The following is a 20,475-nucleotide window of genomic DNA, read 5'->3' on the forward strand; positions in this document are numbered from 1 at the left end:
AAAGATTTCAGCCCATCAAGCGAAACTTTCGAGACGCGGCCGTTCCCGCACGGTGGAGCTGCTGTGAAGCTGAAACTTTCACCTTTCGGAGGAGGTATCCCGGATCGTACGATCATCCGCGTGGATCTGGACGAAACCGCCGCCCGGCTCGGGGTACCCGTCGAGGACGTCGACCGCGTGCATCGGCTCGCCGGCGACCGGCCATCGGCCCCGCTGCCCGCCAAGGCCGACGCGCCCGCGATCCTCGACCGGCTCGCGGTGCGGCCGGACGACGCCGCCGAGGTCATGGCGGGCTGGCCCGACCCCGACTCTCCCCTGTGGACTCCGGAGCTGCGCTGGCTGCTCGACCGCTCGATAGCCCTGGTCCGCGCCGATCTCGGGGGCCACGGCTGGCTGTCGCCCGGTCCGGAGCTGCCGCGCGAACGGGGCCCCGCCTGGCGGCATCTCTACGTGTACGCGTACCTGGCCCTGGCCGACGTCGTCACGACGTACCACCGCGACCACGGCATCGCCGATGCCGTGTCGTGGGTGACCCTCGCGGACCTGGGCCGCAACCTCGCGGTCGACCGGCGGATGCGCCGCGAGGGCTGGCCGGTCATGCAGAGCTGGCTGACGCTGCACGCGCGCGGCGGCATCTACGAGCTGGGCCGGCTGCAGCACCAGCGCGGCGGCACCGCCATCGGCCTGCACATCCCCGAGTCGGGGCCGATGACCCCGGAGGCGGTCGCGGCGTCGCTCGACGAGGCCCGCGCGTTCTTCCCACGCCACTTTCCCGACGAGCGCTACACGGCGTTCTCCTGCGGCTCGTGGCTGCTCGACCCGCAGCTACTGGAGTATCTGCCCGAGGACTCCAACATCGTCCGGTTCCAGCGGATGTTCGAGCTGGAGCCCTACGAGGAGCCGGAAGGGCAGGACGCCGACGTCGAGGTGCTGCGGTTCGTGTTCCGTACCTTGACCACGCCGCTCGACCAGTTGCCGCGCCGCACCGTGCTCCAGCGCGCGATCGTCGACCACCTGAAGGCCGGCCGCCACTGGCGCATCCACCGCGGCCGCTTCCCGATCTAGTGGCCCGTCACGCAACCTTGGCCGGCCGGGCCACCGCGCGCCAGCCGAAGGTGAGGGAGCCGGTCAGGAGCACCACGCCGGACAGCACACCGCTGATGAGCGGCACCCAGGCCACGGCGGCCGTCGACGCCAGAACGAGCCCGGCGGCGCCGAGCAGGGTGAGCACCACCCCGGGTACGGTGATCCTCCAGTCCTTCCAGATCGGCGCCAACGCGATGAAGTGAACACCGACCACGAACGCCACCCAGGCCACGTTGGTCTGCTCAGGGCGTTCCCAGGCGGCCAGCACCCGGATCCCGCCGAAGAGCAGGATCACCTCGGCGGCCACGACGATCAGGTAGCCACGGCCGAACAGCGGGCCGCCCGCGACGGACCGCTCCTTCCTGGCCGTCATGATCCACATGGCGACGACACTCGCGGCTGCCAGGCAGGCGACCACCCGTAAGAGGTTCGCGGTCACGGTGTTCAGCGGGCTCTGCGCGTTGACGACGACGAAGACCGCGCCGAAGACCGCGCCGACCAGCAATCCAGTCATTCTCTGCATGACACCATTGAAGTGCGTACCGGAGTGCGTCCGCATGGGGGCTGGGGTGAGGACGAGGTAGACCTGGCACTACCCACGAGGCCTACTTCGCTGTGCCGCGCAGATACGCGAGCACCGCCAGCACCCGCCGGTTGTCGTCCTCCGACGCGGGTAGCTCGAGCTTGGTGAACACGCTGGCCACGTGCTTGTTGACGGCCGCCTCGGAGACCGACAGGGCGCGGGCCACGGCGCCGTTGGTACGTCCTTCGGCGATCAACGTGAGCACCTCACGCTCGCGCGGGGTCAGCCGGTGCACCGGCTCGGTGACCTCCCTGGCCCTGGTCCAGGTCTGCTCGAACAGGTCGATGAGCGTGCTGATCAGGCTCTGCTGCCTGATCACCAGGGCGCCCGGCGAGTAGGGGACGGGGGTGATGCGGAGGAACGCCACCGCGTGGTCGAAGATGAGCAACTGCTGGATCGGCTCATCGATGACCCGGTGGAGGTCACCGGCGGCGTGCAGCTCCCTGAGCCGGGCCGCCTTGCGCGGGTCGTCCAGCACGCTCGTGTGGATGATCGTACGCATCGCCATGCCGTCGCGCAGGGCGTCGAGCACGTCGCGCCTGCTCTTCTGCTCATCGCGGGCCTTCTCCGTCGAGCCCACCGGGTGCATGGCACGCAGCTCGCGGGCCGAGCGGGCGGCCTGTCCGATCTGCAACCGGACGAGTTCGTTGTCCTCCAGTCGCACGACGTCGACGGGGATGCCGCGTAGCTCGCCCACCACCTCTTCCAGCCGATGAGCCAGCTGAATCAACGACCCGCTCTCGTCCACAAGCCTCCTTCGCCGCCGTTGCGCAACGCGCCGAACTCACTGAGTAATTTTAGCCGCGTGACCTGGAAGCTTGGGGGCTACTTGGCGGCACAGAGTGCGGTGTCGAGGGCGGCGTTGACCTGCTCGGCGCCGGCCTCCGAGGTGGGAAGGGCGGTGACCGCGACAGTGGCGGCGCGGCCGTCCTCGGTGATGCCGGTGCGGGTCTCGTAGCCGTCGATGTCGCCGCCGTGGCCGTAGGCGGACTCGCCGCAGCTCAGCTTGATCTTGACGAGGCCGAGCCCGTACGTCCAGGTGGCCGGGAGGCCGGGCGCCTTGATGGTCTGCTTCATCTGCTTGAGCTGGGCCGGCTTGAGCAGGTCGCCGTCCATCAGCGCGGCCAGGAAGCGGTTGACGTCGCTCGGGGTGGCGATGAGCTGTCCGGCGGACCAGCCCCAGGACGGGTCCAGCTCGGTGATGTCCACCATCTTCTTCTTCTGGTCGGGGGTGTAGCCGTGGGGGTGGGCGCCGCGGATGGTCCGCTCGCCGATGCCGGGCCAGTAGGTGTCGCGCAGCCCGACCGGCTTGATGATCCGGTTGGTGATCTCCTCGCTGATCGGCCGGCCGGTGACCTTCTGCACGAGCAGGCCGAGCACCACGTAGCCGGTGTTGCTGTACAGCCAGCTCTTGCCGGGCGCGAAGTCCGGCTTGTGCGCCAGCCCGGTGTCGAGGAGTTCGCGGGGCTCGGTGTACCTGTGCCGGCTCTCCAGGATCGGCGGCATGTTCGCGGTGTAGCTGTGCAGGCCGCTGGTGTGCTGGAGCAGCTGCCGGACAGTCATCTTGCGGCCGTCGTTGCCGTTGCCGCGGATCAGCTTGGGCAGGTACGTCTCAATGGGGGCGTCCAGCTCGATCTTGCCCTCGCCGACCAGTTGCAGCACGACCACGGCGGTGAACATCTTGGTGTTGCTGGCGATCCGCACCCGGCCGTCGACCGGCACCTCGTCCCGCGTCTTCAGGTCGCCCACACCGGCGGTGTAGTCACGGGTGCGTCCGTCGGCGTCCCGCACGGCGGCCAGCGTGCCGGGGAAACCGCCCTTGCCGACCAGGCCGTTCAGGGCCTGCTGCACCGTGTCCGCGGAGTCGGCGGTGGCCGGCGTGGCGTTCAGGCTGAGGCCGCTCAGCGCGGCGATGGCCACCGCGGCCAGGGCCAGCCGGCCGCGGCGCTTGGTGGAGGGGGACTTGACGGTGGCGTACGACATCGGGGGCTCCCTGCTCGGTGGCTTGTTCTGCGATGTCACCAAGCATGTCGGCGGGACCCCTCCATGATCGATCCCGTGCGCTGGAGTCCATAGGTACAGCCTGCGCTACCCAGGTCAGGTGGGGGAGACTGGGGAGGTGACCGTCGAGAACAGCCCGCCCGCGACCAGCCCCTCCATCGTCCTGCTCACGCTGGCGCGCCGGATCGAGGCCGAGCTCGGTGCCGCCCTCGCGCCGCTCGATCTCACGGTCGGCCGGCTCGGCCTGCTCGGTCACATCGCCGGTGTGCCCGGGGTGTCGTTCAGCGATCTGGCGCGGATGTCGGGGACCACGGTCCAGAGCGTCCACACGGCGGTGAAGGTGCTCGCCGGGACCGGGCTGGTGCGCGACAACACCGCCCGCGCGGGCTCCGCTTCGGCGATCGAGCTCACGCCTGACGGCGCGCGCCTGCTGGAGGCGGCGAAGCAGGTGGTGGCGGAGGTGGACGAGCGGCTGTTCGGCCCGGCCGCGGACCCGATCCAACGGCAGGTCGCGGATGCCGTACGCGCCGCGTTCGAAGGCGGCGCGACCGTCTGACCTGCCGCGTTCGGCGGCAACTGCCCCCGCCTGACCTGCCGCGAAGGCGACCTTCAGTCTGCCTGAAGCTACCATGCTAAGCTTCAGCCTGCCTGAAGCTTGCCTTGGGAGGGTCTGTGGAAAAGTTGCTGCTGTCGTTGCACGTCCTCGCGGGCATCGTGCTCGTGGGCGGTTCGGCCGTCGCGACGAGCCTGTTTCCCCGGTACGCGCCGGTCGCCTCCGGCGTGCCCGCCGGAGGCGCCCCTGGCGACCCGACTCCCCAAGAGCGGAACCGGGCCGTGGCCGTCGCGTTGCACCGCATCACCCGGGGCTACAGCGTCTTCGGCCTCGTCGTGCCCGTGGTCGGGATCGCCTTGGCCGTCGTCCAGGGCAGGATGGGGGAGATCTGGATCAACATCTCCATGGTCCTCACCGCCGCCGCGGGCGGCCTGCTGGCCGTACAGATCTATCCACGCCAGCAGGCCGCGCTCGCCGAGCCCGGCGACGGCAAAGAGCTACGCACGCTCTCCATGCTCGCCGGGATCTACAACCTGCTGTGGGCGGCCGTCGTCGTCATGATGATCGTCCGCCCGGGGTCCTACCGGTGAACCTACAGCGCCCAGCTATCAGGCTGAGAGCCGTCAAGGTCGGTGAACCCGTACTCGTACGCGAGCTGAGCGGAGCTGGCAGACCGCTGGTTCCACCGCGCCCGATCGGGATCCGAGGCCAGGGCCACGACGGCCCGGCCGACATATCTGGGTGACTCCGACGACGCGAACCCGTCCGGAGCGGCACCATTCGGGGCCAGGGCGTCACGCCAGTTTCCTTCGGTGACTCCGAAGCTGTCGAGCATCATCTCCGAACGGAGCCAGCCAGGAGTGATGGCGACCGCCGTCGCGCCATAGGGGCGCAGTTCGTGGCCCTGGGAGAAGGCCAGCCGATTAACGGCGACCTTGGCCAGGTCATAGAACACCGAGAGCCGATACCGCGATGCGTTGTACTCACCGGTGCCGTCGGTCACCTCGACGAGCAGACCTCCCGGCTCGTTGATCAGCAGCGGCAGGAGATGGTGGGAGGTGATCACGTGGGTGTCGATGGCCAAGCGCAGTATCCGCAGGCCGTCGTCGAGGTCGTGCTTCCAGATCGGGGTGTTCCAGCTCGCCGGCCCGCCTTTGAGGACCTCGGCGCCCCAGATGTCGTTGACCAGCACGTCGATGTGCCCGTGCTGGTCACGCAGGCGCTCGGCCAAGCGCTGAACCTGGTCGGACTCGAGATGGTCCACCTGAATCGCGATCCCGATGCCGCCCAGCCGCGTGACGATCTCGGCCGTCTCCTCAATCGTCTCGGGGCGATCGTAATCCGACTGGCCGCGACCGGCGACGCTGCTGCGTCCCGTACAGACGACAGTCGCGCCTGCCTCACCCAGCGCGGCGGCGATGCCGCGTCCAGCGCCTCGAGTCGCGCCGGCGACCACGGCAACGCGCCCGCGCAACGCCTCATGATCCGGTGTCCAAGTCACAACCGGAGTCTGCCCGGAATCCCGGCAACGTCCTCCATCCGGAGAGTGGGCGGCTACCCGCCTTCCGCCGTGGCCATCTGTCGGCGTTCCTCGCGGGTGGCGATGAGCCCAGCCGGCGCGAGGAGCTTGGACTCCTCGAACGGCGTCTCCGTGTTCGGCAACGGCTCCTTGGCCTTGATCGCCTTCACCCACACCCGTATGGCGTCCACGATCACGATGATGATCAGGATGGCGAACAGCGCGGCGAGGATCCCGTCGACGGTGGAATTGACGATGATCTGCCGCATCGCGCCGACGGTCTTGGCCGGAGCCAGGAGTTGCCCCTGGTCCAGCGCCCCCTGGAAGCGGGTGCGCTGGGCGAAGAAGCCGAGCGTCGGATCGCTGGAGAAGACCTTCTCGTAGCTCGCGGTCAGGGTGACCGCCGCGTCCCAGGCGAGTGGTATCGCGGTCACCCACGCCCATTTGAGCCGCCCGCTCTTGATCAAAAGCGTGGTGGCGACGGTCAGTGCCACGGCGGCGAGCAACTGGTTGGCGATGCCGAAGAGCGGGAAGAGCTGGTTGATACCGCCCAGAGGGTCGTTGACGCCTTGGTAAAGGAAGTATCCCCAGGCGCCCACGACCACCGCGCTGACCGCCGTCAGTCCGGGCCACCAGCTCACTCGGCCGATGGGCTTCCACAGGTTGCCCAGCGTGTCCTGGAGCATGAAGCGGCCCACTCTGGTCCCGGCGTCCACCGTGGTGAGGATGAAGAGCGCCTCGAACATGATCGCGAAGTGGTACCAGAACGCCTTCAACGCGGCTCCTCCGAGGAAGCCGGAGAAGATCTGCGAGATGCCGACGGCCAGGGTGGGCGCGCCCCCGGTCCGCGCGATCAATGTCTGTTCTTGTACGGCCTGCGCCTCCGCCTGCAACTGCTCGGGCGTGATGACGAAGCCCATGTTGCTGACCGCTTGCGAGGCGGATTGGACGGTGGCGCCGACGACCCCCGCCGGGGAGTTCATCGCGAAATACAGCCCGGGGCTCAGCAGAGAGGCCGCGGTGATGGCCATGACGGCGACGAATGACTCCATGAGCATGGCGCCGTAGCCGATCATCCGGACCTGGGTCTCCTTCTGGATCATCTTGGGCGTCGTGCCGGAGGCGATCAGCGAGTGGAATCCCGACAGGGCTCCGCAGGCGATGATGATGAACACGAAGGGAAACAGCGACCCCGCGAAAACCGGCCCCTTGCCGTTGAAGGCGAACGCGGTGAACGCGGTGTTCTTCAGCGGGGGCAGGGTGATGGCCACACCGACGGCGAGTAGCACGATGGTGCCGATCTTCATGAACGTGGACAGGTAGTCACGGGGTGCCAGCAGCATCCACACGGGCAGCACGGCGGCGACGAATCCGTAGGCGATCAGCCACAGCGCCAGCGACGACTGGCTCAGCGTGAACGTGGCCGCCCAGCTCGACTCCTGGATCCAGCCGCCGGCCACGATCGCCAGGATCAGCATCCCGACGCCGATCAGGGTGGTCTCCACCACTCGGCCGGGCCGGATCGTGCGCATGTAGAACTCCATGAACAGAGCGATCGGGATGGTCATCGCGAGAGAGAAGACGCCCCAAGGGGATTTGGCCAGGGCGCCCACCACGACGAGCGCCAGCACGGCCAGCAAGATGATCATGATGGCGAAGACGGCGACGAGCGCCGCCGCACCGCCCACCGGGCCGATCTCCTCGCGCGCCATCTGTCCCAGACTCTTGCCGTCACGCCGCATGGAGAAGAACAGGATCACCATGTCCTGCACGGCCCCAGCGAAGATCACGCCGGCGACGATCCAGATGGTGCCTGGCAGGTAACCCATCTGGGCCGCCAGCACCGGTCCCACCAGTGGCCCGGCTCCGGCGATGGCGGCGAAGTGGTGGCCGAACAGGATCCGGCGGTCCGTCGGGTGGTAGTCGATGGCGTTGTTGAGCCGCTCGGCAGGAGTGGCCCGACGGCTGTCCGCGCCCAGCACTTTGTGCAGGATGAACCGGGCGTAGAAGCGGTAGGCGATGGCGTAGGAGCCGAGCGCCGCGGCCAACAGCCAAACCGCGTTGACGTTCTCGCCTCGGGACAGGGCGAGCACTCCCCATCCCACAGCGCCGATGGCGGCAGATGATCAGAGGAAGGCAAGCGGACGTTCGCGCAGGACCGCGATGACGCTCGCCAGCGGCCCGCCGCGAGCCGCCGCGCTCGCCGGCCAGACGATGCCGAGCCGGAAGTGCAGGTCAGGGTCGTCCAGCGGCACGAGGACCAGCCCGGCCTCGGTGAGGACGCGGCCCCCGATCGTGCTGGGCGTGGTCAGGGACAGGGCGCGCGAGTGGGTGACGTGCGCCGCGATCTGTACGACGTCGCTGTGCGGCAGCTCCCGGATCCGGGTGACCCCGCCCTCGCGCAGGTGATCACGCAGCCCCTTCATCACCGTCGGGTGCACCTTGAACGAGGTGAGCAGCAACTGCCGATCAGCCAGGTCACTGAGCGTGAGCCGGGCATGGCCCGCGAGCGGGTCGTCGGCGCGCATCGCGATGGCGAAGCGGTATTCGGCCAAGGCGAGACTGTCGAGGCCGGGAGCCTCCACAGGCAGGTGGACGACGGCGATGTCCAGCTTGTGCGTCGCCAGCAGGGCGAGCAGCCCGGCCGACGGCTCCAGGCTCACCGGCAGCTCGATCCCGGGGCTCACCTGCTCGAACGTCTCCAGCACCAGGTCCAGGACCTGGGTGGGGGCGAGCGGCGTGGCCCCCACACGCACGGCTTCGGAAGCGTCGGCGGCGGGCCCGGCCGCGAGGTCCGCCAGCGCGTCGAAGCGGGCCAGCACGTCGCGGGCGGGCTCCAGGAACGCCCGGCCGAAGGCGGTCAGCTCGACCTGGTGGTAACCGCGGTCGAACAGGTCCTTGCCGAGCTCCTTCTCCAGCTCCCGGATGCGGCGGCTGAGCGGGGAGGACGTCACGTGCAGCCGTTCGGCGGCATGCCCGAAGTGGAGCTCCTCGGCCACGGCCACGAAGTAGCGGAGCTGCTGGATGTCCATCCAGCTCAGGGTAGCGGCGGCCTCCGCAGATCAGTTCGCGGGCCGGAACACGGGGATCGCCTCACCCCCCTCGGGCCGCTCGAAGGCGACGCGCACCCGCATCCCACCGTGCACCTCCTCGGGCGCGACGCCGTTGATCTGGACCTGCATCCACGGCTCCTCGTCCAGCTCGACGATCGCGACCACGGTGGGCGGGGCGCCCTTGGCATGCACCACGGACCAGCTCACGACCTGGCCGGTCCCCGCGGCGGGCGTCCAGGACAGGACGGGCGAGCCGCAGTGCGGGCAGGTGCGGGCCTGCGGCGCGGCGGGGCCGCCGCACTCCGCGCAGCGCCTGATCAGCAGTTCGCCGCGCGCGGTGCCGTCGAAGAACTCGGCGGTGGCCGCGTCGCGGTGAACGGTTCCCACGGGCATCGGCATGCTCCTATCGCGCGTGCGGGCTGAGGATGAGGGTGGAGTGATGGTCGAGGACGCCGCCGTTGCCGCTGACCAGCACCATGTCGTTGCGCGGGGCCTGCCGGTCGCCGCCCTGGCCACGGGCCTGGATGACGGCCTCCGACAGCGGGGTCATCCCCCACATGTAGTACGAGGAGAGCTGCCCGCCACCGGTGTTGACCGCGAGGCTGCCCTCCGGCCCGAGCACCCCACTGGCGACGAAGGGGCCGCCCTCGCCCTTGGCGCAGAAACCGTAATCCTCCAGGGAGATGAGCGCGGTGTAGGTGTAGCAGTCGTACAGCTCGGCGACGTCGATGTCGGCGATGGTGATCCCGGCCTTCTTCAGCGCCGTGGGACCCGACAGGGCGGCACCGCTGACCAGCCCGAACTCGCTGTCCTTACCCATGACGTACCCGGGGTGCGCCTGCCCCCAGCCGCGGATGTGCACGGCGGGCTGGGCGAGGTCGGCGGCCCGGTCGGCGGAGGTGACGATCACCGCGACGCCACCGTTGCTGACCAGGCAGCAGTCGAGCAGGTGGAAGGGCTCGGCGATCCACCGGGAGCTCTGATGGTCCTCAAGGGTGATCGGGGTGCGCATCTGGGCCAGCGGGTTCCGGGCCGCCCAGGCACGTTGCGCGACGGCGATGTGTCCCAGTTGTTCGCTGGTGGTGCCGTACGTCGCCATGTGCCGGCGGGCGGCCAGCGCGTACATGCTGTTGGCGCTGTAGATGCCGGAGGCCGCGGCCATGCCCTGCCAGCCGGTCAGGGCCCGGGCGCCGGCGTAGGCGGCGCCGCCGCCCATCGAGCGGTCCTTCAGCGGAGCGTCGGCGAACACGCAGGCCACGACGTCGGCCATGCCGGAGGAGACGGCCATGGCGGCGTACTGCACCATGGCCCCGGCCGACGAGCCGTACGCCTGCACCTCCGACAGCAGGCGCAGGTGGCGCAGCCCGAGGTCGCGCTGGAGGGACAGGCCGACGTCGCCGGTGATGCCGGTGTTGGTCAGCAGCCCGTCCACGTCGTGCGGGTCCAGCCCGGCGTCGGTGGCGGCGCGGCGTACGGCGTCGGCGGCGAACTCGGGTGCGCCGCGGCCGTAGACCTTGCCCATCTCGGTGATGCCGAGCCCGGCGATGACGGGCGCGCGGTTCATCGGCCCTCCCAGACCGGGGCGCGCTTCTCGGCGAAGGCGCGCGGCCCCTCCTTCGCGTCCGCCGACCGCATGATCGCGGCGCCCTCGGCGGCGGTCCGCTCCCAGGCGGCCCGCTCCGACGGGATCGTGCCGTCGGAGATGCCCCGTGCGATCCGCTTGCTGGCCTGTACGGACAGCGGCGCGTTCGCGCTGATCGTCTCGGCCAGGGCCAGCGCGGCCGGTACGACCTGGTCCGGCGCTACCACCCGGTTGATCAGGCCGAGCCGCAGGGCGTCGGCGGCGCTCACGGGCTCACCGGTCAGCAGGATCTCCAGGGCGGCCTTGGTGGGCAGCTGCGCGGCCAGCCGGAACGCGCCGCCCGCGCCCGCGATGATGCCGCGCTTGACCTCGGGCAGCCCGAACGCGGCTGTCTCAGAGGCCACCACCAGGTCGGCCCACAGGGCGATCTCGGTGCCGCCGCCGAGCGCGAACCCGTTGACGGCGGCGATGACCGGCTTGGCGATGGGGTGCGTGACGCATCCGGCGAAGCCCCAGTGCGGCTTGAACCCCTCGGTGGAGAACTCGCCGCGGGCCACCTCTTTGAGGTCGGCACCGGCGCAGAACGCCTTGTCCCCGGCTCCGGTCAGCACCACGGCGCGGACCGAGGCGTCGGCGTCGGCCTCGTCCAGGGCCTCGCCGACGGCACGGGTCAGGGCGGCGTTGACGGCGTTGCGTACCTCGGGACGGTTCAAGGTGATCAGCATGATGTGGTCGCGGCGCTCGACGAGCGCGGCGGGCTCACCCACGGTCAGTTCCTCTCGTTCTGCACGGTTGGTTCCTCCAGCACGCCCGCCTCGATGAGCGCCTGTATCTCGGACTCGGCCAGGCCGAGCAGCTTGGCGGCCAGCATCCGGGTCTGCTCCCCGGCCAGCGGCGCCGGCCGCAGCTCGGGGTCGGCGACCCCCCGGAACGTGGCTGGGGCGTTCTCGGTGCGCAGCGCGTGGCCGATGGTCGGGTGATGGGTCTCGCGCAGGAAGCCACGGGCCGTGAGCTGGGGATCGTCGAGGTACTCGGTGACGCGCCGCATCATCCCGGCGGGCACGCCGGTCGCCTGCAGCCGTTCCATGGCCTCACGCGGCGGGGTGCCGGTCGTCCACGCGGTCACGGCCGCGTCCACGAGGTCGCGGTGCGCGCGCCGACCTGCCGCGTCGCCCAGCCGGGCGTCGGCGCGCAGGTCGGGACGGTCGATGACGGCGCACAGGCCACGCCACTGCTCGTCGTCCTCGACGCTCACCACGCACCACTCGTCGTCGCCCGCGCACGGGTAGACGCCCTGGGGCGCGTCCCACTCGCCGCTGTTGCCGTGGGCGGTGAACGAGCCGGGCTCCAGCGACTCGCGCAGGAAGCCCGTGGACAGCTGGGTGAGGATGGTCTCGGCCTGGGAGACGCTGATCGTGCCGCCCTTCCCGGTACGCCGGCGTTCGATCAGCGCGGCGGCCACGGCGACCGCGCCGACGCGGGCGGCGACGTGGTCGGGGAAGATCGTGATGGCGTCGCAGAACCCGGCCTCGACGCCGGTGTCGCGCCAGAGCCCGGTGACCCCGGTGGCGGCGCGGACGAGCGGGCCGTACCCCATCCGCCTGCTCCACGGCCCGGTAGAGCCCAGGGCGCTGCTGTCGGCCATGATGATGCGCGGGTTCAGCTCGCTGATGACGTCGTAGCCGAGACCCAGGGACTCCAGCGTGCCGGGCTTGAAGTTGGACAGGATGACGTCCGACTCCTTGGCGAACCGCTTGAAGAGCTCCAGACCCTCCGGGGAGCGGAGGTTGATACCGGCGCTGAGCTTGTTGCGGTGACCCCAGGCGAAGCCGACGCTCATGGTCTCGCCCGGGGTCACCGACTGGCGGCTGCCGTCGGGGTACGCCAGGCTCTCGATCTTGATCACATCGGCGCCCTGGTCGGCGAGCAGCCGTCCCAGCTCGGCCCCGACCACGATCACACCGAGGTCGAGCACGCGGATCCCGTCGAGCGGCCGTCGCGGGCCCGCGGGCTCGGTGGGCTTGGTGATCGTCGTGCGGAGTGGCTCGGCGGACACCTCGTCGTCGTGCTCGCCCACCTCGGGAGCCCGGTGCCGGAATCCCGCGCGTACCCCGTTCACCTCGACGTACCCGGACGGCACCCGCCCGGTCAGCCCGGGGGCGATCTCGGCGTCGAGCAGCCCGCCCCGGGCCAGGAAGTGCGGGCCGGCCAGCACCTCGCCCGGATCGAGCAGCGCCGCGATCGGCACGCCCAGCTCCTGGCCCCGCGCCACCAGCTCGTCCTTGGTCTTGTCCCTGAACAGCGCCCCGATCAGCGCGTGCAGCCGCTCGGTGGCGCCGAACCGGGCGGCGATCGAGTCGTACTTGGGATCGGCGAACTCCTCGGGCTCGCCGAGCCAGCCGAACATCCCGCGCCACTGCCGCCTGGCCAGCACGCAGATTCGCACATACCCATCCGCGCAGGGGAAGATCGGGTAGAGGTTGCCCGCATTCGGGCGGCCGCGGGGCAGCTTGGTCGCCGGGACGCCGCCGGTGGCCGAGCCGCCGATGCCGAAGCCGGGGTCCAGCGCCTGGGCGGTCATCTCGTACACCGAGCAGTCGACGTGATCGCCGCGCCCGGTCTCCAGCCGGTTCAGGTACGCCAGCAGGGCCGCCCACGCGGCCTGGATCGCCGCCGACTCGTAGGCCAGCGGCCCCGGCGGCATGACCGGCCGCCGGCCCGGGATGCCCGACCGCGACAGCACCCCGCCGAGCGCCAGGTGCGTCCAGTCGGTGCCGGTCCAGTCCCGGTACGGGCCCGTCTGCCCGAAGTCGGTGATCGAGACGACGACCAGCGCCGGATTGCGGGCGAGCAGCGTGTCCACGCCCAGACCGAGCCGGTCGAGGGTGCCGGGCCGTTCGGTCTCGATGAGAAAGTCCGCCCCCGCCGCCAGGTCGAGCAGCCCGTAACGGCCGGCGGGGTCGTTCAGGTCCAGGGTGATGCCGCGCTTGTTGGCGTTGTGCGTGGCGAAGTAGAGGCTCACGCCGTCGTGGAGCGGTTCGCGCCGGCGGGTGGGCGCGCCGCCGGGAGGCTCGACGCGGATGACGTCGGCTCCGAGGTCGGCGAGGTACCGGCCGCACATCTCGGCCTTGCCGTCCGCCAGGTCGATGACCCGGAGGCCGGCGAGGGGAAGGCCCCTGATCGCGGGCATGGTGAATCACCCCTGTGTGTGAAGAGAGTGGTCTGTCACGGACCTCGGAGGCGATCCGGATCGGCGGCTCAGGCCTGTGTGCCGGATTTGTTACGGCCAGGTGTCCTATGACGGAGAATGCCACGGCGATTCCTGTCTGAAAACGTCCGAAACGGCAACGTGGCACGCGTCCCGATCGGCAACGTGCGTTTCCGCCGGATTACCGGGATGTGCGGGTTGACGTGCGATGACGGTCCGTCACAGACTCCCGCTCATGGACGTACAGCAGCTGCGGTGCTTCCTCGCCGTCGCCGAGGAACTGCATTTCGGTCGTGCCGCGGAGCGGCTGCACCTGACGCCGTCGCCGGTCAGCCGCGCCGTGAAGGACCTGGAGCGGGAGCTGGGGGCCGAGCTGTTCGTCCGCAGCTACCACCAGGTCGAGCTGACCCCCGGTGGCACCGTCCTGGTCGAGCGGGTACGCGGCATCCTGGAGCAGGTGGACGGCCTGAAGGAGGCCGTACACCAGGCGTCGGCCCTGGAGAGCCGCGTGGTGCGCGTGGGCGGCACGCACCTGTGCCCGCCCGCGGTGATGGACCGGTTCGTGGCGGTGGCCGAGCAGCGGTTCCCCGCGCACCCCGTGGACGTGACGATGGCGCGGTCCGCCGAGCTGCTGCCCGCCCTGGAGCGGGGCGAACTGGAGGCGGTCCTGGTGCACCTCCCGCTCGACCGGCTCGAGCTCGACAGCCTGGTGGTCGCCCGGTACACGTTCTCGGTGGCGGTACTGGCCGATGACCCGCTGGCCGGTGCTCCGGAGCTGACGTTGAAGGACGTCGCGCACCGGACCATGACCATCGGGCCGCTCACGCCTCAGCCGCTGGCGGTGGACCGGCTGCACCAGCGGCTGCGGGACGCCGGCATCACCTCGTTCCACCAGATGCCGGACAACGACTCGGTCATGCTGGCCAGCCACGTCCGCCGCAGCCACGGTCTCACCCTGACGATCGATCCGCGTAATGGCGGCAGCGCCAGCGTCTTCGACGACCCGGCCTTCGCGGTGATCCCGCTCCGCGAGGACCTGGAGTTCCTGCTCGGCGTGGCGTGGCGGCGCTCCCGGGAGGAGCGGGACCCCTTGGTGAGCGACCTCGTCGCGGCCATGCGCGAAGAGTGGGCCGGACAGGCCCTGACCCTGTAGCCCGCGGCCCTTTTCTCTCGGCACGTTGCGTTTTGGCGCATGTGCACGTGCGCCAAACCGCGATGGTCACCGCCGTCGTGACCTGCCTACCGTTCGTCGCACCGCCTCTATGTGAGCCCCGCCACAAGCCCCGCCGCTAGAGAGCGCCTCCAGCCCACGCTCCATTCGTCCCATTTCAGGAGGCCGCGATGTCTCAGATGCCCCTCGATTCGCCCGCGCCGGTGTCGGCACGCGCCGTGGACGCCCGCATCGACGCGATGCCCAAGGTCGGGCTCAACCGGGCGGCCTGGCTCGCCCTCATGCTCTGCTTCTTCTTCGCCAACTACGACATCTCCGTCCTCGCGATCACCCTGCCGGCCATGCGCGACGAGTTCGGGCTGACCGGGGCCGCGCTGGGGTACCCGGTCACCTGGAATCTCGTCGGCTACTGCATCGGCGCCTACCTGTTCGGGCGCGTCGCCGACCGGTACGGCCGGCAGAAGGGCCTGACGCTGACCATCGCCGCGCTCGGCGTCGGCGGGTTCCTGACGGCGTTCTCGTGGGACGTGTGGTCGCTGACGTTCTTCCGGTTCCTGACCGGCTGCGGGATGGGCGCCGTGCTCGCGCTCTGCTCGGCCTACATCGGGGAACTGGCCCCGAAGAACCAGCGCGGCGGTTACCTGTCGCGCCTGTACATGGTCGGCACCGTGCTGCTCCTGCTCATCGGGTTCGCCTCGCTGCCGGTGCTGGCGGCCTCCGCCACCGGCTGGCGCTTCCTGCTGGGCTTCGGCGGCCTGGTGCTGCTGGTGCTGCCGCTGGTCAACAAGAACGCCCTGGTGGAGTCGCCGCGCTGGCTGGTCGCGATGGGCCGGGCGGAGGAGGCCGACGGCATCGTCCGTGAGATGGAGTCCCGCGTGGGCCTGCCGCCCGGAGGCACTCTCCTTGTTGAGGAGAGTGCCTCCGCCGAGGGGGAGGTGTCCGCCCGGGCCCTGTTCAAGGCCCCGTACCTGGCTCGCATGCTCATCGTGCTGGGCTTCTGGTTCATCTTCTACGTGGCCATGTACGGCTACGCCAGCTACCTGCCGCTCATTCTCGAAGGCATCGGCATCTCGACCTCCAAGGCGATCCTGGTCACCGTGCTGGGCCGGGTCATGCCGCTGATCTCCGTCATCGCGGCCGTACTGCTGGTGGAGCGGATGGAACGCCGCACCATGGTCGTCATCGGCACCCTGGTGTTCGCCGCGTCCCTGCTGCTCATCACCTTGGACCTCGGCGAGGGGGTCGCCACCGCCGGGGCCCTGTTCAGCTCGTTCGGCATCGCCTTCATGGCCACCCCGGCCTACACCTACACCGCCGAGGTCTTCCCCACCCGCGCCCGCGGCACCGCCTCGGCCATCGCCGACGGCGTCGGGCACTTGGGCGGCGCCGTCACGCCGTTCGTGGTGCTCCCGATCCTCACGAGCTTCGGCGCGCGACCGGCGTCCTTCGTGATGGTCGGCCTGCTCGTGATCGCCGCCGCCATCATCCGCCTCGGCGTCCGAACCCGCGACCGCTCCCTGACCGATATCGCCGCCTGACTTAAATAGCGGGTTGGGATGTCCGCGCGACCTCGATCTCCATTGCCAGCCCCCAAAGCAGGTCATTGGCACCGTCCGTGGCCAGCCATTCGCGGATGTCGGCCGAAAACTCCTCCTCCGCGCCTGCCCAGACCGGGACCCCAAGCCGTACGGTCGCCACCTTCAGATTTTGCCCGAAATATCGGATGATCAGCGAACGGTCGTCCCAGCTGGTCACCTCGCTTTCCAGTCCGAGGCAGCCGTGTACCCGAAGAGCGCCGCTCAACCCGAAGACGAACTGCCGCCCGTCGAGAAGCTCGACCATGACGTCGGCATCCTTTCCGTTGCCGAAAAGGACGATCTCCGAGAGCGGTGCGCCCGCAAGCGGTAGTTCCGTCCAAGTTGCGGACGGTTGCGGGCGCATCCATTGCCGAATGGTTCGGACGTAGCTGCTCATGGGCTAAGCGTAATCACAGCATTACTTTAGGTGTGTGGCTTCCGGCTAGCCGTACGCTTTGCCGACCCCCTTGAGCAGGTGCTCAAGCGTGTCATAGGACGGGATGTCGACCACGTCGATGAGGTCTTTCGCGACGGGCACCTGGTGGTCCGCGGCGACCTTGGCGAACTGGGTGGCGTCGCCCGAGCGGAACCCGTGCTCGGCGGCGAGCCGCTGCAGCTCCGGGTCGGTGCTCAGCAGGCGGCCGACGCGGTCACCGGCCGTGTTGAGAGGCACCAGGGTGTGCTTGGACAGCACGGTCGGTGACGGGTACATCAGCACCATCTCCGGCTTGATCTGCCCTCGGGCGGCGGCGTCCACGAACTGCGCCTCGTAGATCCAGACCATCGGGGTCGGGCCCATGCCCACCGTGAGATATTCGTCGAACGGGCCCTCGGAGGTGTTGTCGGTGTAGCCCTGGCTGGTGAAGAGTTTCGTCAGCAGGGGCAGCACGTTCTTCTCGGCGGTGGCGCCGTGCACGATCGCGTCGCCGTTCGCGACATAGCTGGTGATCGCCAGGTACATGGCCGCGGAGTTCGACGTGCGCGGGTCCGTCGTGGAGACCAGGATGTTCTTGTCGACGGGATAGACGGTGTTGCCCGTGAGCTGGGCCCACTTGACGTCCGTGGTGAGCAGTTCGAGGTAGCGGTCGACGTTGAAGGTCAGGACGGCGCCCTGTTTCACGACGCCCGCCTTGGTCAGCAGGTCCGCGATCGGCTTGAACGTCGCGATCGCCATCGGCGAGGAGAACGGCGTGTATTTCGCGCTGACATGACGCTTGCGCTGGATCAGCTCGCCCGCCGGTGCGCTCGACGGGAAGGCGAAGTCGTAGCGTCCGAGGTCGACCGAGGTGGCGATCTGGCGGGAGCCCGCCGGTTCGACTTCGACCTTCACTCCCTTGTCGGCGAAGGCCTTCAGCACTTGTGGGTCCTCGAAGAATGCTTTCTTCTCGGAGCCGATCACACCGCGCACGGTCGTGAGCGGAGGTGGTGGCGGTGACGTCTCCTTCTGGCTGATGTTCACGACCACCACGACGGCGACGACCACGGCGACCGCGACACCCAGGATCAGCGAGAGAAATCCCTTGCTGCGGATTCGCGATGAACGATTGCTTTCTGGAGAATGACTTTCTGGTGAATCAGGAGTGTCCGATGCCGGGTTCACGGTCTCCGGTTGAACGTCCGCGGATGCCTCTGATGGCGCTTCGGCAGCAGCGGTCGCCGCCTCTGCCACCAATTCACCGCGGACGATTCGTTCGACCAGGACGGGGACGAAGTCCCTGACGGGATAGCCGTCGAAGCGGCGATGAACCGCTGCCATCACGTCCTTGACGTGTTCGGCGGAGTGGGTGCCGGCGAAGACCTGGACCAGGCGATCGGTCGCCCGGCGTATCGCCTGGTCTTCGCGGTGGGTATCGCCACTCACCAGTATCTCCTCGACCTACGAATGGTCAGATATCGCGGCAAAGCCGGGCCTGTCTGCGCGCCGCGCCCAACCTTATAGGGATTTAGGCCGGGCAGATAACCCGGGTCAACCGCCTGCGCAAAGCCGTAGTCGTGTTCACCGGTCAATAATTTTCATTTATCATAAAAAGTATTTGCGTCAGAATTTGTTCACAAAGCGCCTGGCGCCTGCGGGCACAACATCCGGATTCTCGGTGCTCCACCACAGCTCGCCGTCGACCGTCAGGTACGGCGACCAAAAGCGCACCGGACTACCCGCGGCGAGCGCGTCGGCCACCTCGGTGAGGTAGGTGCCGAGCGTGGGCCAGGCGCCATCGAAGTCGCCGAGGCCGTCGTGCGAGGTACACCCGACCCGCCCATACCCGGGCCCGGCCCGCAGGTCGATCACTTGCGCATCGCCATCCTGGGCGGCGAACGGTACCCATCGTTCGTGCCACCACGGCTCGGCGCTCGGCGGGTGCGGGGTGAGCCCGTCGAAGTCCGCGGCGACGTCCATGCACGCGCGCCAGTGGTCGACGATTCCGGCGGTCGACAGCGGCGGCCCTTCGGGCAGGATGTTCGCCCAGATGCGCAGGCCGTCGTGGCGGCGCAGCGACTCGACGAGCTCAGGCGGGAAGGCGAGCCCCAGCGCGGCCTCGGCGGCGGCGATGTCGGCCGGGTCAGCGGGTGGGGCAAGCACGGCCGTGCTGGCCGGGGCATGCCGCGCCAGCCACTCCTCGATCCGCGCCCACGCTTCCGTCACCGCGCCCACGCGCACACCGTACTGCGCCAAATTGCGTTGACAGCACGCAGTCGGCCTCAGCAGGATCTCGACGAACAGTCGTATGCGATCCAGTGAGAGGGACGGGCCGAACATGCGCGTACTCGTGTGCCCAGAAGTCACCGCCGACCTGCACACGAGGAGCCATGAGCCGTTCGAATCCGCCGACGCCCGCAGGACCTGACGCCCTCCCCGAGCACCCGCACCCCGGACCCCGTGTCCTCGCCCGCCGCTTCCTGGTCTGGAATTTCCTGCGGGCAGTGCTGCACAACGGCTGGTGGCTCGTCACCAGCCTCTATATGGCTGTCGATGCGGGCCTGTCCCCTGCGCAGCTGCTGCTCATCGCCGCCGCGCAAGGGGTGGCGAGCATTCTCTTCGAGGTCCCGGCCGGGGTTGTGGCCGACACCCTCGGTCGCAAGAAAGCGATCGTCGCGTCGCACGTCCTGATGGCCACCGCCATGGCGGTCACCGGCCTGTTCCCCAGCTTCGTCCCGCTGATGCTGGCCCAGATGCTGTGGGGCATCTCCTGGACCTTCACCAGCGGATCGGACGTTGCCTGGGCGACCGACGAGATTGACGAGCCCGACCGCATACACCTCTTGATCGCCGCTCAGGCCCGATGGCAGATGATCGGCTCGGGGGCCGGGATCGTCGCGTTCGGCGTCTTCGCGGCCCTCGTGGACCGCCCGACAGCCATCGTCTGCGCGGGTGTCCTGATGCTCTTGCTGGGGACATGGTTCACTGCGGCCTTTCCCGAGAAGAACTTCGTCCGCGTCCGCAAGGACCACCTCAAGGCCGCCCTCGGTATCGCCCGCCGAGGCGCACGCCTGGCGGTCACCGATCGCACCATCCTCATGCTGGTCGTCGTCACTGTCCTGGTGAACGGCGCGGCCGACACGTTCGGCCGGATCTACCCGGTACACCTCGCCGACCTCGGGCTCCCCTCAGACACCTCCGGCATGGCCTGGTTCACCGCGATCAACCTGGCCGCTTATGCCACCGCGGCCCTCGCCCTCATCGCCGCCCAGCGCCGACTCGACTCCGATGGCGGCGCCCGCACCTCCCTGGCCTTCTCCTGTCTTACCGGGCTGGTCAGCCTCGTCCTCCTCGGCTTGGCGTCGAGCCTCGCCCTCGCGGTTGCCGCCGTGATCACCATGAACGGCATAGCCATGCCCCTGGTGCGGACCGTCACCACCATCTGGGTCAACCGTCGCACCGCCAGCGACATCCGGGCCACCACCCATTCCTTCCTGGCGCAGGCCGAGTACACCGGCGAAGTCCTCTGCGCCGCCGCCCTCGCCGCCCTCGCCGGGACCTTCGGAACCGGCGGCACCATGCTCCTGGCCGCAACACTCTTCGCGGTCAGCGCAGGGACCGTCGCCCTCAACCGGTCTCGAACGAAAAGCCCGAGCGAGGGAGTGTCAACTTGAGGCCTGATCCAGGTGGCAGTGACCGGCAACTGGGGAGACTTGCACCCCACGGC

19 protein-coding genes are annotated in these 20,475 nt (G+C 69.4%); 6 read left to right on the top strand and 13 right to left on the bottom strand.

Annotated elements, in window-relative coordinates; translation table 11 throughout:
- Nucleotides 1-120 precede the first annotated feature (120 nt).
- Entirely contained in the window at nt 121-1,065 is a 945-nt protein-coding gene (locus tag KME78_RS28215; RefSeq protein ID WP_219532396.1) for an acyltransferase domain-containing protein, read from the top strand.
- Between the two features lie 7 nt (nt 1,066-1,072).
- On the opposite strand, the gene KME78_RS28220 is transcribed toward KME78_RS28215, so the two are convergent.
- From KME78_RS28220 to KME78_RS28230, 3 genes are all read right to left on the bottom strand, one after another.
- A complete protein-coding gene (locus KME78_RS28220) occupies nt 1,073-1,600 on the bottom strand; it encodes a hypothetical protein (protein ID WP_219532397.1) in 528 nt (175 codons plus the stop codon).
- Nucleotides 1,601-1,691: 91 nt separating this feature from the next.
- Entirely contained in the window at nt 1,692-2,417 is a 726-nt protein-coding gene (locus KME78_RS28225) for a helix-turn-helix transcriptional regulator (RefSeq protein ID WP_308127160.1), read from the bottom strand.
- Between the two features lie 77 nt (nt 2,418-2,494).
- The gene (locus KME78_RS28230; RefSeq protein ID WP_219532398.1) at nt 2,495-3,652 is read right to left on the bottom strand and encodes a serine hydrolase domain-containing protein; all 1,158 of its coding nucleotides are present in this window, start codon (nt 3,650-3,652) and stop codon (nt 2,495-2,497) included.
- A gap of 136 nt (nt 3,653-3,788) precedes the next feature.
- On the opposite strand from KME78_RS28230, the gene KME78_RS28235 reads away from it, so the two are divergent.
- Together KME78_RS28235 and KME78_RS28240 are read left to right on the top strand one after the other, a co-directional pair.
- Nucleotides 3,789-4,226 carry a MarR family winged helix-turn-helix transcriptional regulator gene (locus KME78_RS28235; protein ID WP_219532399.1) on the top strand — a complete coding sequence of 146 codons (438 nt, stop codon included), beginning with the start codon at nt 3,789-3,791 and terminating at the stop codon, nt 4,224-4,226.
- A 116-nt stretch (nt 4,227-4,342) separates the two neighbouring features.
- Nucleotides 4,343-4,813 carry a hypothetical protein gene (locus tag KME78_RS28240; protein ID WP_219532400.1) on the top strand — a complete coding sequence of 157 codons (471 nt, stop codon included), beginning with the start codon at nt 4,343-4,345 and terminating at the stop codon, nt 4,811-4,813.
- 2 nt (nt 4,814-4,815) lie between these two features.
- Here KME78_RS28240 and KME78_RS28245 read toward each other — a convergent pair whose 3' ends face one another.
- From KME78_RS28245 to KME78_RS28275, 7 genes are all read right to left on the bottom strand, one after another.
- A complete protein-coding gene (locus tag KME78_RS28245) occupies nt 4,816-5,697 on the bottom strand; it encodes an SDR family oxidoreductase (protein ID WP_219532401.1) in 882 nt (293 codons plus the stop codon).
- An 80-nt stretch (nt 5,698-5,777) separates the two neighbouring features.
- Nucleotides 5,778-7,847: a carbon starvation CstA family protein gene (locus KME78_RS28250; protein ID WP_308127161.1), complete on the bottom strand. Its 2,070-nt coding sequence runs from the start codon at nt 7,845-7,847 to the stop codon at nt 5,778-5,780.
- Nucleotides 7,848-7,868: 21 nt separating this feature from the next.
- Nucleotides 7,869-8,774, bottom strand: coding sequence for a LysR family transcriptional regulator (locus tag KME78_RS28255; protein WP_219532402.1), 906 nt, complete (start codon nt 8,772-8,774; stop codon nt 7,869-7,871).
- Nucleotides 8,775-8,804: 30 nt separating this feature from the next.
- The gene (locus tag KME78_RS28260; protein ID WP_219532403.1) at nt 8,805-9,188 is read right to left on the bottom strand and encodes a Zn-ribbon domain-containing OB-fold protein; all 384 of its coding nucleotides are present in this window, start codon (nt 9,186-9,188) and stop codon (nt 8,805-8,807) included.
- Between the two features lie 10 nt (nt 9,189-9,198).
- Complete coding sequence (locus KME78_RS28265; RefSeq protein WP_219532404.1) at nt 9,199-10,359, bottom strand: thiolase family protein; 1,161 nt, start codon at nt 10,357-10,359, stop codon at nt 9,199-9,201.
- On the bottom strand, nt 10,356-11,144 hold the full coding sequence (locus KME78_RS28270) for a crotonase/enoyl-CoA hydratase family protein (RefSeq protein ID WP_308127162.1): 789 nt from the start codon (nt 11,142-11,144) through the stop codon (nt 10,356-10,358). The genes KME78_RS28265 and KME78_RS28270 overlap by 4 nt, the downstream gene beginning before the upstream one ends.
- A gap of 2 nt (nt 11,145-11,146) precedes the next feature.
- Nucleotides 11,147-13,567, bottom strand: a complete 2,421-nt coding sequence (locus tag KME78_RS28275) for a CaiB/BaiF CoA transferase family protein (RefSeq protein ID WP_219532405.1) — start codon at nt 13,565-13,567, stop codon at nt 11,147-11,149.
- Between the two features lie 253 nt (nt 13,568-13,820).
- Here KME78_RS28275 and KME78_RS28280 point away from each other — a divergent pair, with 253 nt between their 5' ends.
- Together KME78_RS28280 and KME78_RS28285 are read left to right on the top strand one after the other, a co-directional pair.
- Nucleotides 13,821-14,738 (top strand): LysR family transcriptional regulator, encoded by a 918-nt coding sequence (locus tag KME78_RS28280; RefSeq protein WP_219532406.1) that lies wholly within the window; start codon nt 13,821-13,823, stop codon nt 14,736-14,738.
- Nucleotides 14,739-14,926: 188 nt separating this feature from the next.
- On the top strand, nt 14,927-16,294 hold the full coding sequence (locus KME78_RS28285; RefSeq protein WP_219532407.1) for an MFS transporter: 1,368 nt from the start codon (nt 14,927-14,929) through the stop codon (nt 16,292-16,294).
- 1 nt (nt 16,295) lies between these two features.
- Here KME78_RS28285 and KME78_RS28290 read toward each other — a convergent pair whose 3' ends face one another.
- From KME78_RS28290 to KME78_RS28300, 3 genes are all read right to left on the bottom strand, one after another.
- Nucleotides 16,296-16,730: a hypothetical protein gene (locus tag KME78_RS28290; protein ID WP_219532408.1), complete on the bottom strand. Its 435-nt coding sequence runs from the start codon at nt 16,728-16,730 to the stop codon at nt 16,296-16,298.
- 45 nt (nt 16,731-16,775) lie between these two features.
- A complete protein-coding gene (locus tag KME78_RS28295) occupies nt 16,776-18,194 on the bottom strand; it encodes a three-helix bundle dimerization domain-containing protein (RefSeq protein ID WP_308127163.1) in 1,419 nt (472 codons plus the stop codon).
- A gap of 177 nt (nt 18,195-18,371) precedes the next feature.
- Nucleotides 18,372-18,983 carry an SMI1/KNR4 family protein gene (locus tag KME78_RS28300; protein ID WP_308127164.1) on the bottom strand — a complete coding sequence of 204 codons (612 nt, stop codon included), beginning with the start codon at nt 18,981-18,983 and terminating at the stop codon, nt 18,372-18,374.
- Nucleotides 18,984-19,138: 155 nt separating this feature from the next.
- On the opposite strand from KME78_RS28300, the gene KME78_RS28305 reads away from it, so the two are divergent.
- Nucleotides 19,139-20,422, top strand: a complete 1,284-nt coding sequence (locus tag KME78_RS28305) for an MFS transporter (RefSeq protein ID WP_219532410.1) — start codon at nt 19,139-19,141, stop codon at nt 20,420-20,422.
- The last annotated feature ends 53 nt before the right edge of the window (nt 20,423-20,475 follow it).

Origin of the sequence: Nonomuraea guangzhouensis (assembly GCF_019396345.1) — a bacterium.
In the GTDB taxonomy this organism is placed as follows: Bacteria; Actinomycetota; Actinomycetes; order Streptosporangiales; family Streptosporangiaceae; genus Nonomuraea; species Nonomuraea guangzhouensis.

Coding starts and splice junctions, on each gene's coding strand:
- KME78_RS28220 (WP_219532397.1), bottom strand. CDS start 1,600: ATGACTGGATTGCTGGTCGGCGCGGTCTTCGGCGCGGTCTTCGTCGTC.
- KME78_RS28230 (WP_219532398.1), bottom strand. CDS start 3,652: ATGTCGTACGCCACCGTCAAGTCCCCCTCCACCAAGCGCCGCGGCCGG.
- KME78_RS28255 (WP_219532402.1), bottom strand. CDS start 8,774: ATGGACATCCAGCAGCTCCGCTACTTCGTGGCCGTGGCCGAGGAGCTC.
- KME78_RS28260 (WP_219532403.1), bottom strand. CDS start 9,188: ATGCCCGTGGGAACCGTTCACCGCGACGCGGCCACCGCCGAGTTCTTC.
- KME78_RS28265 (WP_219532404.1), bottom strand. CDS start 10,359: ATGAACCGCGCGCCCGTCATCGCCGGGCTCGGCATCACCGAGATGGGC.
- KME78_RS28275 (WP_219532405.1), bottom strand. CDS start 13,567: ATGCCCGCGATCAGGGGCCTTCCCCTCGCCGGCCTCCGGGTCATCGAC.
- KME78_RS28280 (WP_219532406.1), top strand. CDS start 13,821: ATGGACGTACAGCAGCTGCGGTGCTTCCTCGCCGTCGCCGAGGAACTG.
- KME78_RS28285 (WP_219532407.1), top strand. CDS start 14,927: ATGTCTCAGATGCCCCTCGATTCGCCCGCGCCGGTGTCGGCACGCGCC.
- KME78_RS28290 (WP_219532408.1), bottom strand. CDS start 16,730: ATGAGCAGCTACGTCCGAACCATTCGGCAATGGATGCGCCCGCAACCG.
- KME78_RS28305 (WP_219532410.1), top strand. CDS start 19,139: ATGAGCCGTTCGAATCCGCCGACGCCCGCAGGACCTGACGCCCTCCCC.